Origin of the sequence: Pseudomonas sp. CAM1A, from assembly GCF_047501685.1 — a bacterium.
Classification (GTDB): Bacteria; Pseudomonadota; Gammaproteobacteria; order Pseudomonadales; family Pseudomonadaceae; genus Aquipseudomonas.
Map to the genome: position 1 here is coordinate 499,186 of NZ_JBFNXP010000003.1, position 13,379 is coordinate 512,564.

The window sequence follows — 13,379 nt, forward strand, 5'->3', positions numbered from 1 at the left end:
AAACAAACTATGTCGAAGCATCGCATTTTTTGTATTGGATCGGGCAACTAAGCTTGCACCCATCGTCCCACTCACAGGATCTTGCAATGTCTCTCTTCACGCCCCTTCGCGGCCTGCTGCTGGCCTGCCTTACCCTCGGTGGCCAGGCCATGGCTGGCGAACCACTCAAACTGGACGCCTACAACCCCGGTCACGCGGCGATCTTCCCGGTCAGCTCGGTGATCGTCAGCGGTGCCCACGATGCCATCCTGGTCGACGCCCAGTTCGGCAAGGCCCAGGCCGAGCAGGTGGTCGAGCGCCTGCGTGCCAGCGGCAAGCAGCTGACCACCATCTACGTCAGCCATGGCGACCCGGACTACTACTTCGGCCTGGACACCATCACCCAGGCGTTTCCCAAGGCACGGGTGGTCGCTTCGGCCGCCACTGTCGAGCACATCCGCAAGACCATGGACGCCAAGCTGGCCTACTGGGGCCCGCAGATGGGCGCGGACAAGCCGGCACGCCTGGTGGTGCCGCAGGTCCTCAAGGGCAATCGCCTGGAGCTGGAAGGCCAGGCACTGGAAGTTGTCGGCCTGGATGGTCCGCAGCCGGACCGTAGCTTCGTGTGGATTCCCTCGATCAAGGCAGTTGTCGGTGGCGTGGTGGTTTCCGAGGGCATCCATGTGTGGATGGCCGACACCCAGACCGCGCAATCCCACTCCGACTGGCTGAAGACCTTGGCGAAGATCGAGCAGCTCACCCCGCGCACGGTAATCCCGGGGCACTACCTGGGCGACAGCAGCCGTTCGCTGGACGCGGTGCGCTTCACCGCCGGCTACATTCGTGACTTCGATACCGAGGCCGCCAAGGCTGCCAACGCCGCCGCGCTGATCGCAGCGATGAAGCAGCGCTATCCGAACCTGGGTGACGAGAGTTCCCTTGAGTTGGGTGCCAAGGTCGCCAAGGGCGAGATGAAGTGGTAACCCTTTTCAACCTGTTGGAGTGTTTCCCATGAGCAAGATCGCAATCATCGGCGCCACTGGGCGTGCCGGCAGCCAGTTGCTGGAAGAGGCCTTGCGTCGGGGTCACAGTGTGGTGGCCATCGCCCGCAATCCGAGTACGCTGCAAGGCCGTGACGGCGTCACGGTCAAGGCGCTGGATGCCAAGGACAGTGCCGCCCTGCAGGCGGCCGTGACAGGCTGCGACGCGGTGTTGAGCGCGGCGCATTTCTCGACCATCGAGCCTGACGCGATCATCGAGCCGGTCAAGCGTGCCGGGGTCAAGCGCCTGCTGGTGGTGGGCGGGGCCGGTAGCCTGCTGCTGCCGTCCGGACACCGGGTGATCGACAGCCCGGATTTCCCGGAAGCCTACAAGGCCGAGGCCAGTGCCGGGGTGCGCTTTCTCGAAGCGTTGCGCCGTGAGCCGAGCCTGGACTGGACTTTCCTGTCGCCGTCGGCGGAGTTCGTCGAAGGTGAGCGCAGCGGGCACTACACCCTGGGCAAGGATCACCTGCTGATCGGGGCTGAAGGCAAGAGCTGGATCACCTTTGCCGACTACGCCATCGCCATGCTCGACGAGCTGGAGAAACCGGCGCACTCGCGGGCGCGGTTCACGGTCGGCTACTGAGTCGTCTACAGCCGGGCTCGCGCTTGCAGCCACTCCATCAACTCGACCAACCCCGGGGGCATGGTCTTCGACGGGCTCACCAGGTAATAGCCCTTGCCGGTCGTTACCTTCAGCTCGAATGGCATGCACAACCGACCAGCACACAGGTCGTCGCCGATCAGCGAGAAATCGCCGATGGCGATCCCTGTGCCCTGGGAGGCCATGGCCATTGCCATGTCCAGTGTCTCGAAGTGCTGCTTTGGCCCCTGGGGCTCGAACCCGGCATTGGCCGCCTGCAACCACAACCGCCAGTCATGCTCGTCCCGAGAGGGGTGCAGCAGCATCTGCCGCGCCAGGTCCTGCAACTGCAAGGGGCCGCTCGCTACCGAGGGGGCGCAGACCGGTGTCAGTTGCTCATCGAACAGCTTGCGTACCTGCAACCCATGGTTCGGCACCGCGCCATACACAACGGCTGCATCGAAGCCCTCGCGGCGAAAATCCACGCCATGCTGCACCGTGGTGGTCAATTCCACCGGCACGTCCGGGCGCAGTGCCTGCCACTCCAGCAAGCGTGGCAGCAGCCAACGCATCACACAAGTCGGCGCCTTGAGCTGCAGCGTCGTGCTGCGCCCGCCGACTTCGCGCACGCCTTGCTCGATCAGGGCGAAGACCTGCTGCACCCGGGGCAGCCAGTCCTGTCCTTCGCGGGTCAGGGCCAGGCCACGGGCCTGGCGCTGGAACAGCGCATAGCCCAGATGTTCCTCGAGCCCGGCGATCTGTCGGCTGACCGCGCCCTGGGTGATATGCAGCTGTTGCGCGGCACGGGTGAAGTTGCAGTGCTGGGCGGTCACCAGGAAGGTGTGCAGGGCGGGAAGGGGCGGCAGGCGTTTCATTGTGATAAGCCATGATATGAGGTCATGGCTAGTATGTGTTTTTTTGCATTGTGGCGGTAGTCGGCCCTTGGTTCCATGAGCACAAGTCTCAACAAGAATCGGGTACTCGATGATGGCAACCTGTGGTGAAGTGCTGGTCAAACTCCTCGAAGGCTATGGTGTCGATCATGTCTTCGGCATTCCCGGCGTGCATACCGTGGAACTCTACCGCGGCCTGGCTGCGTCCTCGATCCGCCACATCACCCCGCGCCACGAGCAGGGCGCTGGATTCATGGCTGATGGCTACTCGCGTACCCGGGGCAAGCCCGGGGTGTGCTTCATCATCACCGGCCCAGGCATGACCAACATCACCACCGCCATGGGCCAGGCCTACGCCGACTCGATTCCGATGCTGGTGATTTCCAGCGTGCAGTCGCGCAGCCAGCTGGGTGGCGGGCGCGGCAAGTTGCACGAACTGCCCAACCAGGCCGGGCTGGTGGCGGGGGTGGCGGCGTTTTCGCATACCCTGATGAGTGCCGACGACCTGCCCGAGGTGCTGGCTCGCGCTTTCGCCGTGTTCGACGGTGGTCGCCCGCGCCCGGTGCATATCGAGATCCCGCTGGATGTGCTGGTGGAGCCCGCCGATCACCTGCTGCCCGGCCGCCCGGTGCGCACCGCGCGGGCGGGTGCGGCGCCGCAGACCGTGCAGCAGATGGCGGTGCGCCTGGCCAAGGCGCGCCGGCCGTTGATCCTCGCCGGCGGTGGTGCCCTGGCAGCCGGCTCCGGGCTGGCCAGGCTGGCCGAGCACCTGCAGGCGCCAGTGGCGCTGACCATCAATGCCAAGGGGCTGCTGCCCGCCGATCACCCGCTGCAGATCGGCTCGACCCAGACTTTGCCGGCCACCCGTGCACTGGTGGCCGAGGCCGACGTGGTGCTGGCCATCGGTACCGAGCTGGCCGAGACCGATTACGACGTGACGTTCAAGGGTGGTTTCGAGATCCCCGGCAGCCTGCTGCGGATCGATATCGACCCGGACCAGACGGTGCGCAACTACCCGCCCGAGCTGGCCCTGGTGGCCGATGCCGCACAGGCAACCGAAGCCCTGCTGGTGGCCTTGCACATGCAGGCGCAACCACCGCGTGATGGTCACTGGGGCGCTGCTCGGGCCGCCCGGCTGCGCCAGGACAACGCCGCCACCTGGGATCAGCCGACCTTGAGTCAGACCCGTTTGCTGCATGGCATCCTGGAAACCCTGCCGGACGCCGTGCTGGTGGGCGATTCGACCCAGCCGGTCTACACCGGCAACCTGACCCTGGACATGGCCCGACCGCGCCGCTGGTTCAATGCCTCGACCGGCTACGGCACGCTGGGCTATGCATTGCCGGCGGCCATGGGGGCCTGGCTCGGCAGCGCCGAAATGCGCGCCGCACGTGCGCCCACGGTATGCCTGATCGGTGATGGCGGATTGCAATTCACCCTGCCGGAACTGGCCAGTGCCGTCGAGGCGCAGGTGCCGCTGATCGTGCTGCTGTGGAACAACCAGGGGTACGAGGAAATCAAGAAGTACATGGTCAACCGGGCGATCGAGCCGGTCGGCGTGGACATCCACACCCCGGACTTCATTGGCGTGGCACGAGCGTTGGGGGCCGATGCCGAGTCGGTGGCTGACGTGGCGCAGTTGCAGGCGGCGCTGGGCCGGGCGGTGGAGCGCGCGGGGCCGACGTTGATCCAGGTGGATCAGGGGCAATGGCAGTTGGCTGTGCAAGGCTGACTGCGCCACGGGGGCTGTGCCTTCGATTCGCCGGCAAACAGCGGGGGTGGCGGGTCGGTCAACTGGCGCTGGCGCGTAACCTTGCCACGTCACGGATCGGCGGCGCGCCGTACAGCCGGCTGTATTCGCGGCTGAACTGGGATGGGCTCTCGTAGCCCACCCGGTAGCCGGCCACGGCAGCCTCCAACCCCTCGTTGAACATCAGGCGTCTGGCCTCCTGCAGGCGCAGTTGCTTCTGGTACTGCAAGGGGCTCATCGACGTCACCGACTTGAAGCGGTGATGCAAGGTGGAGACGCTGAGGTTCACTTCTCGGGCGAGGTCTTCGATACGCAGCGGCTGCTGGTAATGGTTGTTGAGCCAGGTAATCGCCTGGCAAACCCGATGGGTCTGGCTGTTGGCCAGGGCGATTTCGTACAGCCGGTAGCCCTGGGGGCCGCGCAACAGGCGGTAGAAGATTTCCCGGCGGATCATCGGCGCGAGGATGGCGATGTCGCGGGGCGAATCCAGCAGTTTGATCAGGCGGATCAACGCGTCGAGAAGCTGCGGATCGCTTTTCTCCACGTACAGGCCCAGGCCTGATGGCCGGTTGGGCACCACCATCGGGCTGCTTTCGGCGATCAGCTGGCTCAGTTGCGCCGGGTCGATGTCCAGGCGCAAGCCCAACGCGGGATGCTCGGGGCTGGCCTTGAGCAGGGCGCCGCTGATCGGCAAGGTGACCGACACCACCATGTAGTGCAGCGGATCGTAGGCGTAATGTTCGTCGCCGAGGATCAGGGTCTTGCTGCCTTGGGCAAGAATACACAACGCCGGCTGGGCCAGCGCGGGCATGCCGCGGATCTCCTCTTCGTAGCGCGTGAGGTAAAGATCTTCGATGGCCGACGCCGGGCCATGGGGCTGGCCGGCGTGGCGCTGGATCAGCGCGGCCAGTTCCTGGCGCTGCAGCTCAAGGGTCGAGTCGGGTGGCGGGAGCGTGGTCATGGCGTGGTTCCTCTACGGTCCGGGCCAGCATAGGTATGGGCAAGGTCGGGCGCTAGTCGAATGCTGTCGTTCGATTGCCTGATCCTGTCGCGCGGCAGGATCAGGCAATCGCTCGGCAGTAATGACCTAACGTCACGCGTGGGAGCAGCCCTACTCTTGGCAGCCTGTTTCCCCGTCCGTAGCGCTTCAAGGAGATCGTTCATGACCCAGCCCCAACCGGTCACTCACCTGGCTTTCATTCGCGCCAGCAACGGTCGTTCGGCGGAACTCGGCATGCGTCTGCGCGACCTGCTGGAGCCGTCGCTGCGGGCGCCCGGCTGCCTGAGTTTCAGTGTGCAGCGTTCGCAGGTCGACGCCGATCTGTGGCTGCTCAGCGGCAGCTGGAGCGACCAGCAGGCGATGAGCGGCTATTTTGCCTCGCCCACGCTGGAAGTGTTTGGCGAGCTGGTCCAGGCGCAGGTGGTCAGCAGCCTGGACCTGCATACCTTCGCCTGATGTGTAGAATGCCGCCCCTACATCATTCAGGCGGAGTGCAGCATGGCACGTAGAGAATTTCCCCACTTCGAAGCAGTCTCGGCGATGGTCCCGGTGCAAGGCGGCGGCTACCACGCGGCGATCGCCGTGAAGGCCCTGCGCATGGGCGGTGCGCCGCGCTTTCACAAAGTGCTCGACGGGCAGGTGTTCCAGTCGGCGATCGCGGCCGACGAGGCCGCTTGTGCCGAGCTCGAACGCCTGCAGGGTGTGGGCGAGGAAGGCGAACTGGTCTTCTGATCAGACCTGTGGACGGGCCATCTTGAACAGCTCGCCCAGCGCAAAGTAGTCGGCCGGGCCGCCGCCACGCAGGATCGGCTCGGCGGCGGCGGTGTCGTAGATGCCGTCCTTGAGCAGGTGCTCGGCAATGTGCACCGCCACTACCTCTCCCAGGATCAGCCAGCTGGGGACAGGTTCCTGGTCGGCGCGCTTGAGCTGGACGATCTGGCTGACCTTGCATTCGAAGCTCACCGGGCTCTCGCCCACGCGCGGCACCTTGACCACGTTGGACATGGCCGGGGTCAGGCCACTGAGGGCGAACTCGTCGATATCTGCCGCCACCGCGGCACAGCTCTGGTTCATCTGCTCGGCCAGCGGCCGGGTAGCGAGGTTCCAGACGAACTCACCTGTCTGCTCGATGTTGTTCAGGCTGTCTTTGCGCCCGACGCTGCAGAAACCGATGATCGGTGGGATGTAGTTGAAGGCGTTGAAGAAGCTGTAGGGCGCCAGGTTCAGGCGGCCTTCGCTATCGTGGCTGGAGATCCAGCCGATGGGCCGTGGGCCGACGATGGCGTTGAACGGGTCGTGGGGCAGGCCGTGGCCTTTGGCGGGTTCGTAGTAGTACATCTGCGCAAGGCCGTGAGGCCCTTCCTGGTGGGGGACGAGGCGCCTAGTGTGCCAAGGCTTGGCTCAACTGCAAATGATCAAGCCCGGCCGAGGCCGGGCTGGTAGCGCGCATCAAGGATCAACTGATGCGGTGGCCGTTGGTGCGGTCGAAGCCATCTTCGGCGAAGCGCTGGCCGCCGGTGCGCTCGAAGCCGTCTTCGGCGAAGCGCTGGCCACCGGTGCGGTCGAAGCCATCTTCGGCGAAGCGCTGGCCACCGGTGCGGTCGAAGCCGTCTTCGGCAAAGCGCTGGCCGTTGGTGCGATCAAAGCCATCTTCTGCGTAGGTAGCCGACTGGCTCTGCACGGCAGCGAAGGTGTGGGCGCCGGTGCGGTCGAAACCATCTTCGGCGAAGGCACCCGTGGCCAGAACAGAGAGGGCGAGGGTAAGGATCAGTTGGTTTTTCATGGTCGTTGCTCCGGTGGATTGCTTGGGTTGTTGTTTCTATGGGTTCAATTCTATGCCTGTTAATTTGATTAAAAAGCGCAAAAAATCACGTATTAAAATCGATTAAATCGATTGTTTGTGGCGTGGGTAATGTCAGCAATGGCCTTTGGCGCCCCAGCCACCGCCCAACGCCGTTTCCAGCAGTTTTCGCGGGCGGGCCGGTGGCAGGGCCATTTCAGAATGGGCCCAGGCAGTTAATTGGGAATTAAGGGAAGAGGCGGTTTTTCACGAGAGGGTGACTGTTACCGGTGACGCGAGGTGCAACCAGCGGTCGGGCTTTTCAGGGCGCTCGCTGACCAGCCCCGATCATGTCGGCTGGGTATTCACCCTGTAGCGGGTGCTTCGTCCGCCGCCGGGCAAACGAACCAGGCAGTGTTTCTCCAGCAGGTCGGCAAGGTGCCGGGTGGCCGTGGCCTTGGAGACCTTGGCCACGGCCTGGTACTGGCTGGCGCTGATGCCGTCCTCGAAGCCGCGAGGCCCACCATCGAGCAGTCGATTGAGCACCTTGACCTGTTCGGCCAGCAAACCATCGCCCCGATGGATCAGCCAGAAGCGCGACTTGGCCAGCACCCGGTCAATGCGCATCAGTGCTTGCTGAAGGCTGCGCAGCAAGGTGGCAAGGAACCAGGCCAGCCAGTGGGTGATGTCCAGGCCGCCGCGCTGGCTGTTTTCAAGGGCTGCGTAGTAGCCGGCGCGATCTTCCAGGATGCTGCTGGACATGGCGTAGAAACGCACCGCTCGCTGCTCGCCCTGGGCCAATGCCAGGTCTGTGATGGCGCGGGTCAGGCGGCCATTGCCGTCGGCGAAGGGGTGCAGGGTGACGAACCAGAAATGGGCCAGGCCCGCACGCAGCAAGGGATCGAGTTGCCGATCATGGCGGCTGCTCTCGAACCAGGCGAGAAACTGCTGCACTTGCTGCTCGAGGCCTGCACGTGGCGGTGCTTCGAAATGCACCCTGGGTTTGTCGATACGCCCCGATATCACCTGCATGGGTGCACTGTCGCGCCATTGGCCAATGGGCATGTCCGGTGCGAGCGAATCGCCATTTTCCGGGAACAGCCAGCGGTGCCAAAGGAACAGGCGCTGCTGATCCAGTGGGCGAACATAGCCCATGGTCGCATCCACCATAAGCTCGGCCAGGCCCTCGCTGCGTGTCGTGGTCGTCCCCGGCTCGACAATGCCAAGCCGTCGGGCCAGGGAAGAGCGAACGGACTCCACATTGAGTTGTTCACCCTCGATGGCCGAGGACGTGACGATGTTCTGCAGCAGGGTATCGAGCGTGTCCAGGTTGGCATTGGCCTCGGTCACCGCCCCCGCTCTGCCCAGCAGACAGCCCTGCGCCTGGACGCAGTCTCTGAGCAAGTGTGCGAGTTGCGACGCGTCCCAACGAAAGTCGGGCCAGTCTGCCTGCTGCCAGACCCAGAAGGCGTCTGCAGCCATGTGTTTTTTTGGGTTCATGAGCCGAATAATAGCGCTATTCGGCTCGTAGGGTGAGCCGAATGGAGCTGCTATTCAGCTCACGACTCATTAAAAAGGGGCGCCCGTCATCCGGAGCGCCCCTTTTCACGTTCGGCGAGCAGGGATCAGTCAGTGGTGATCCGCGAATGCTGCTTGGTGTCCTTCATGGTTGCATACACCAGCAGCGAACAGGCGATGCAAGCGGTGACATACCAGTAGAAACCGGTCTCCATGCCGTTGCTCTTGAACCACAGGGCCACGTACTCGGCGGTGCCACCGAAAATCGACACGGTCAGTGCGTAAGGCAGGCCGACGCCCAGGGCGCGGATTTCGGTGGGGAACAGCTCGGCTTTGACTACGGCGTTGATCGAGGTGTAGCCACTGACGATGATCAGCGCGGCCATGATCAGGAAGAACGCGCCCCACCAGGTCTGGATGGTGTGCAGGGTGCTGAGGATCGGCACGGTGAAAAGGGTGCCGAGCACGCCGAAGGCGATCAGGATCGGGCGTCGGCCGATCTTGTCGGACAGGCCGCCGATCACCGGCTGCAGGCACATGAACAGGAACAGCGTGGCCGCCGAGATGGTGGTCGAATCGCTGATGCTCATGCCCACCGTGTTGACCAGGTACTTCTGCATGTAGGTGGTGTAGGTGTAGAAGGCCAGGGTACCGCCCATGGTCAGGCCGACCACGGTCATCAGTTCCTTGGGGTGACGCATCAGGGTGCGCATCAGGTTCTCTTTGGACTTTTCCTTCTTGGTGAAGGAGGCGGTCTCTTCCATGCCACGGCGCAGGTACAGGGCGACCACCGCGCACAGCGCGCCGATCACGAACGGCACACGCCAGCCCCAGGCATACAGCTCTTCGGTGGTCAGCGTGTTCTGCAGGACAATCAGTACCGCCAGGGCGATGAGCTGGCCGGAGATCAGGGTGACGTACTGGAAGCTGGAGAAGAAGCCACGGCGCTCCTTGCTGGCCATCTCGCTCAGGTAGGTGGCTGAGGTGCCGTATTCACCCCCTACCGAGAGGCCCTGCATCAGGCGGGCGATGACCAGCAGGACCGGTGCGGCGACGCCGATGGTCTCGTAACCCGGCGTCAGCGCGATGACCAGGGAGCCCGCGCACATCAGCAGCACCGAGGCCATCAGCGCCGCCTTGCGGCCCTTGCGGTCGGCGTACAGGCCCATCAGCCAGCCACCGATCGGGCGCATGAGGAAGCCCACGGCAAAGATTGCGGCGGTGTTGAGCAGTTGGGCGGTGGTGTCGCCGGCGGGGAAGAAGGCCTTGGCGAAGTACAGCGAGAATGCGGCGTAGACGTACCAGTCGTACCATTCGACCATGTTGCCGATGGAACCACTGAAGATCGATTTGAGGCGGCTGGCGGTGGACTTTTCCGCGGCGGGCGCAACGGCCGCCCCGGTGGGCAGAGTGCTGGCGTTATCCATCAGGGATACCTTCTCGTTGTTTTTGTGGAGCGCGCTCAAGGCGCAGCTTGAGAAGGGTTTTGCAGGAGGTGTGCCAGATGAGTGCGTGGTGATCCATTTGCGGGCGCCTGGCGCCCATCGCTGGCAAGCCAGCTCGCATAAAGACCGCGTCCTGCTTGGCGTGCACGGCATCCTGTGGGAGCTGGCTTGCCAGCGAAGGGCTGCAAAGCAGCCCCTTGGATGCAGAGATAGATAAGCGGTTTCCCGCTCATTCATGCAGGTTGATCGGCGGAAATCCGCTCACTCGCCGCCGAGAAAGTCCTCCCGGACCAACCCGTGCCGCTGCATTTTTTCATTGAGCGTACGCCGCGGCAGTTGCAGCGCCTCCATCACTCCCTTGATCTCGCCGTTGTACTGGCGCAGCGCCGCACGCAGACATTGGGCTTCGAACGCCTCCACCTGTTCGCTCAACGACCGCCCGCCTGGCAGGCTCTCAAGGTTCGGCGAGTCCAGCCCCAAGGCATGACGTTCGGCAGCATTGGCCAACTCACGCACATTGCCCGGCCATTCGTGGGCCAACAACTGCGCCAGTCGTCCCCCGCTGACCGCTGGGGCGTGGCGGCCCAGGCGTTCGGCGGCGGTGCGAGCGAAGTGTTCGAACAGCAGCGGGATATCTTCACGGCGCTCGCGCAGCGGTGCCAGGCGCAGCTCGGCAACGTTGAGGCGGTACGCCAGGTCTTCGCGAAAACGCCCTGCACGGGCCTCTTCGAGCAGGTCCGGTTTGGTCGCGGCGATGATGCGCAGGTCGACGGCGATGCTCTGGTTGGCCCCCAGGCGCTCGAGCTTCTGTTCCTGTATCACCCGCAGCAGCTTGGCTTGCTGGGCCAGGGGCATGCTCTCGATCTCGTCGAGGAACACCGTACCGCCATTGGCGTACTCCAGCTTGCCGATGCGCTTGCCCTGAGCGCCAGTGAAGGCGCCGCTCTCATGGCCGAACAGCTCGGCCTCGAACAGTGTTTCTGGAATGGCCGCGCAGTTGAGCGCGACGAAGGGTTTGTCGGCGCGCGGGCCGAAGTCGTGCAGGCAGCGCGCCACGCGCTCCTTGCCACTGCCGGTTTCACCGCGGATCAGCACGTTGACCGGCAGGCTGGCCAGCTCGAGTACCTGGCGACGCAACTGCTGCAGCCCCTGGGACATGCCCAGCAAGGTGTTCTCCAGTTGTGCCTTGAGGTCGGCCTGCTCATGCAGGCGGCGGTTTTCCAGGACCAGCTGGCGTTTTTCCAGGGCCCGGCGCAGGCTGCCCATCAAGTGCTGCGGGGTAAAGGGCTTTTCCAGGAAATCGTAGGCACCGTTGCGCATCGCCTCCACCGCCATGGGTACATCGCCATGGCCGGTGAGCAGGATCACCGGTAGATCCGGGTCGGCCTGTTGTAACCGGTCGAGCAACTGCAGGCCGGACATGCCGGGCATGCGCACATCACTGAGGATCACGCCGGGAAAGTGCGCCGGAAGTTGCGCCAGGCACTCTTCGGCACGCTCGAACAGTTGCACCTTGAAGCCTGACAGACTCAGCCATTGTTCCACCGCCGCGCGGATGCTGGCTTCGTCATCGACGACGATCACTGAATTCAACATACCGTCTCCAGGTCGCTGGGCAGGGTGAGGCTGAAGCGCGCGCCCCCCGGCAGGTTCTCGACCTGCAGGTGGCCGCCGGCATCGATGACGATGCCGTAGGAGATCGCCAGGCCCAGGCCCAGCCCTTCACCGACCGGCTTGGTGGTGAAGAACGGGTCGAAGACCCGGCAAAGATCGGTGTCGAGGATGCCCCCACCGGAGTCGAGCACGCTCAGGCGCCACTGTGCAGCGTCCACCTCGATACGGATCTCCAGGCGTTTGTAGCGCTTGTCGGCCATGGCGTCGAGGGCGTTGCGCAGCAGGTTGATCAGCACCTGCTCCAGGCGGATGGCATCGCCACGGACCCAGGCCGGGCGCGCCAGGTACAGCGCCACCTCGACGCTTTCGGCGCGTATGCGGGTGTCCAGCAGGTGCAATGCCTGGTCGACCACGGTGGCCAGGTCCAGGCGTTCGCGCAGGCCTCCGGGGCTGTTGCGGGCGAAGGTCTTCAGGTGGCCGGTGAGCGCGGCCATGCGGGTCAGCATCTGCTCGAGCGGTTCCAGGGCCTGGCGGGCTTCGTCATGACGGCCATGATCAAGCAGCAGGCGCAAGGTTTCCAGTTGCATGCGCTGGGTGGTCAGCGGCTGGTTGATCTCGTGGGCCAGCGCGGCCGACATCTGCCCCAGCGCCGCCAGTTTGGCTGATTGCACCAGGCCTTCCTGCGCCGTGCGCAGCTCGCGGGTACGTTCCTCGACCTGGCGTTTGAGCTCCTCGCGGCTGCGTTGGCGCAACCGGGCCAGGCGCAGGCGCTGGCTGACGAACAGCGCGGCGAACACCAGGCTTAGCCAGATTGCCGCGGCGGCGAGGGCGGCGTTGCGGCCGTCCTCGGCGACCTGCGGCTTGCGCAGCAGGTGCAGGGTCCAGCCTTCGGCCTCCAGGGGCAGGCGCTCCCACAGGTACTCGGCGGTGCCATCCGGGCCTTGCACGCGGGTCAGGTGACTGGTGTCGGTGAAGCGGGTCAGGGCCTGGTGCTGCAGGGGTACCAGCGGTTGCTTGTCGTACTGGCGGGTTTCGGCCAGTTCGGCGCGGTCGGCGCCGGACAGCGGTTGCAGCTCGCGGTACCGCCAGCCGTCCTGGTTGGCAATGAAGGTGATGCCACGGGCATCGCTGACCAGCAGGATATCGCTGCCCTGGCGCCACTCGCGCTCAAGCTCCGGGAACTCCAGCTTGACCACCATGGCGCCGAGGAAGCGGCCGTGTTCATCGTTCACCGCGCTCGCCAGGAAGTAGCCTGGCACGCCGCTGGTCACGCCGACGGCGTAGAAGCGGCCACTGCCCTGGCTGCGGGTCTGTTTGAAATAGGGGCGAAAACCGTAGTTGGAACCCACATAGGTGGTCGGCAGGCGCCAGTTGCTGGCGGCGATGGCCAGGCCAGTGCGGTCCAGCAGCTCCAAAGTGGAGGAGTTGGCGGCGCCGTTGATGCGTTCGAGCTTGCGGTTCAGGGCGTCCTGCACCTGTTCGGTAACCGGGCCGCGCAGGGCGGCGATCAGCTCCGGGTCCAGTGCCAGTACCGCAGGCAATGCACGGTAGCGCTCGATCAGGGTATGCAGGGCGTTGGCATACAGGCCCAGCTGCTGGCCAGCCCGGCGGGCGTCGGTTGCCATCGCCTCGCGCTTGGCCTGGTGCATGGCCCAGCCAGCGCTGAGAGTGGTGCCGACCAGGATCAGCAGGATGATCAAACCCAGGCGCAGGGTGCGGAAGGATGAGGGCATGGGGCGGATCCGGGGTTGCGGTTGTCTGTGCCGACCTCATCGCG

The 13,379-nt window shown here is 64.7% G+C and carries 13 protein-coding genes; 5 read left to right on the plus strand and 8 right to left on the minus strand.

All coding sequences use genetic code 11. The annotated features are described in order from the left end of the window. Window positions 1–86 precede the first annotated feature (86 nt). On the plus strand, window positions 87–962 hold the full coding sequence (locus tag ABZO33_RS10730; RefSeq protein ID WP_414536004.1) for an MBL fold metallo-hydrolase: 876 nt from the start codon (window positions 87–89) through the stop codon (window positions 960–962). A gap of 28 nt (window positions 963–990) precedes the next feature. Next, window positions 991–1,605 (plus strand): NAD(P)-dependent oxidoreductase, encoded by a 615-nt coding sequence (locus tag ABZO33_RS10735; RefSeq protein WP_414536005.1) that lies wholly within the window; start codon window positions 991–993, stop codon window positions 1,603–1,605. A gap of 5 nt (window positions 1,606–1,610) precedes the next feature. Here ABZO33_RS10735 and ABZO33_RS10740 read toward each other — a convergent pair whose 3' ends face one another. Further along, entirely contained in the window at window positions 1,611–2,477 is an 867-nt protein-coding gene (locus tag ABZO33_RS10740; protein WP_414536006.1) for a LysR substrate-binding domain-containing protein, read from the minus strand. 112 nt (window positions 2,478–2,589) lie between these two features. Here ABZO33_RS10740 and ABZO33_RS10745 point away from each other — a divergent pair, with 112 nt between their 5' ends. Continuing rightward, on the plus strand, window positions 2,590–4,227 hold the full coding sequence (locus ABZO33_RS10745; protein ID WP_414536340.1) for a 5-guanidino-2-oxopentanoate decarboxylase: 1,638 nt from the start codon (window positions 2,590–2,592) through the stop codon (window positions 4,225–4,227). A gap of 58 nt (window positions 4,228–4,285) precedes the next feature. Here the strand turns inward: ABZO33_RS10745 and ABZO33_RS10750 are convergent, their stop codons facing one another. Continuing rightward, a complete protein-coding gene (locus ABZO33_RS10750) occupies window positions 4,286–5,206 on the minus strand; it encodes an AraC family transcriptional regulator (protein ID WP_414536007.1) in 921 nt (306 codons plus the stop codon). Between the two features lie 201 nt (window positions 5,207–5,407). Between ABZO33_RS10750 and ABZO33_RS10755 the strand changes: the two genes are divergently transcribed. Both ABZO33_RS10755 and ABZO33_RS10760 read left to right on the plus strand, forming a co-directional pair. Beyond that, the gene (locus ABZO33_RS10755; protein WP_023630181.1) at window positions 5,408–5,701 is read left to right on the plus strand and encodes a putative quinol monooxygenase; all 294 of its coding nucleotides are present in this window, start codon (window positions 5,408–5,410) and stop codon (window positions 5,699–5,701) included. 42 nt (window positions 5,702–5,743) lie between these two features. Then, window positions 5,744–5,977: a hypothetical protein gene (locus tag ABZO33_RS10760; RefSeq protein WP_414536008.1), complete on the plus strand. Its 234-nt coding sequence runs from the start codon at window positions 5,744–5,746 to the stop codon at window positions 5,975–5,977. Here the strand turns inward: ABZO33_RS10760 and ABZO33_RS10765 are convergent, their stop codons facing one another. The 6 genes from ABZO33_RS10765 to ABZO33_RS10790 form a co-directional block, all read right to left on the minus strand. Then, a complete protein-coding gene (locus ABZO33_RS10765; protein ID WP_414536009.1) occupies window positions 5,978–6,583 on the minus strand; it encodes a flavin reductase family protein in 606 nt (201 codons plus the stop codon). Between the two features lie 118 nt (window positions 6,584–6,701). Beyond that, window positions 6,702–7,028, minus strand: a complete 327-nt coding sequence (locus tag ABZO33_RS10770; protein WP_414536010.1) for a hypothetical protein — start codon at window positions 7,026–7,028, stop codon at window positions 6,702–6,704. A 345-nt stretch (window positions 7,029–7,373) separates the two neighbouring features. Next, window positions 7,374–8,507: a Fic family protein gene (locus ABZO33_RS10775; protein WP_414536011.1), complete on the minus strand. Its 1,134-nt coding sequence runs from the start codon at window positions 8,505–8,507 to the stop codon at window positions 7,374–7,376. A gap of 143 nt (window positions 8,508–8,650) precedes the next feature. Next, complete coding sequence (locus ABZO33_RS10780) at window positions 8,651–9,970, minus strand: MFS transporter (RefSeq protein ID WP_110697667.1); 1,320 nt, start codon at window positions 9,968–9,970, stop codon at window positions 8,651–8,653. A gap of 279 nt (window positions 9,971–10,249) precedes the next feature. Further along, window positions 10,250–11,584: a sigma-54-dependent transcriptional regulator gene (locus tag ABZO33_RS10785; RefSeq protein WP_414536012.1), complete on the minus strand. Its 1,335-nt coding sequence runs from the start codon at window positions 11,582–11,584 to the stop codon at window positions 10,250–10,252. Further along, window positions 11,578–13,335, minus strand: a complete 1,758-nt coding sequence (locus ABZO33_RS10790) for an ATP-binding protein (RefSeq protein WP_414536013.1) — start codon at window positions 13,333–13,335, stop codon at window positions 11,578–11,580. Before ABZO33_RS10790 ends, ABZO33_RS10785 begins: the two co-directional genes overlap by 7 nt. Window positions 13,336–13,379 lie beyond the last annotated feature (44 nt).

What these genes read in the sequence shown, in the direction of transcription:
- ABZO33_RS10730 (WP_414536004.1), top strand. Translation starts at nt 87, where the DNA reads ATGTCTCTCTTCACGCCCCTTCGCGGCCTGCTGCTGGCCTGCCTTACC.
- ABZO33_RS10735 (WP_414536005.1), top strand. Translation starts at nt 991, where the DNA reads ATGAGCAAGATCGCAATCATCGGCGCCACTGGGCGTGCCGGCAGCCAG.
- ABZO33_RS10740 (WP_414536006.1), bottom strand. Translation starts at nt 2,477, where the DNA reads ATGAAACGCCTGCCGCCCCTTCCCGCCCTGCACACCTTCCTGGTGACC.
- ABZO33_RS10745 (WP_414536340.1), top strand. Translation starts at nt 2,590, where the DNA reads ATGGCAACCTGTGGTGAAGTGCTGGTCAAACTCCTCGAAGGCTATGGT.
- ABZO33_RS10750 (WP_414536007.1), bottom strand. Translation starts at nt 5,206, where the DNA reads ATGACCACGCTCCCGCCACCCGACTCGACCCTTGAGCTGCAGCGCCAG.
- ABZO33_RS10755 (WP_023630181.1), top strand. Translation starts at nt 5,408, where the DNA reads ATGACCCAGCCCCAACCGGTCACTCACCTGGCTTTCATTCGCGCCAGC.
- ABZO33_RS10760 (WP_414536008.1), top strand. Translation starts at nt 5,744, where the DNA reads ATGGCACGTAGAGAATTTCCCCACTTCGAAGCAGTCTCGGCGATGGTC.
- ABZO33_RS10765 (WP_414536009.1), bottom strand. Translation starts at nt 6,583, where the DNA reads ATGTACTACTACGAACCCGCCAAAGGCCACGGCCTGCCCCACGACCCG.
- ABZO33_RS10770 (WP_414536010.1), bottom strand. Translation starts at nt 7,028, where the DNA reads ATGAAAAACCAACTGATCCTTACCCTCGCCCTCTCTGTTCTGGCCACG.
- ABZO33_RS10775 (WP_414536011.1), bottom strand. Translation starts at nt 8,507, where the DNA reads ATGGCTGCAGACGCCTTCTGGGTCTGGCAGCAGGCAGACTGGCCCGAC.
- ABZO33_RS10780 (WP_110697667.1), bottom strand. Translation starts at nt 9,970, where the DNA reads ATGGATAACGCCAGCACTCTGCCCACCGGGGCGGCCGTTGCGCCCGCC.
- ABZO33_RS10785 (WP_414536012.1), bottom strand. Translation starts at nt 11,584, where the DNA reads ATGTTGAATTCAGTGATCGTCGTCGATGACGAAGCCAGCATCCGCGCG.
- ABZO33_RS10790 (WP_414536013.1), bottom strand. Translation starts at nt 13,335, where the DNA reads ATGCCCTCATCCTTCCGCACCCTGCGCCTGGGTTTGATCATCCTGCTG.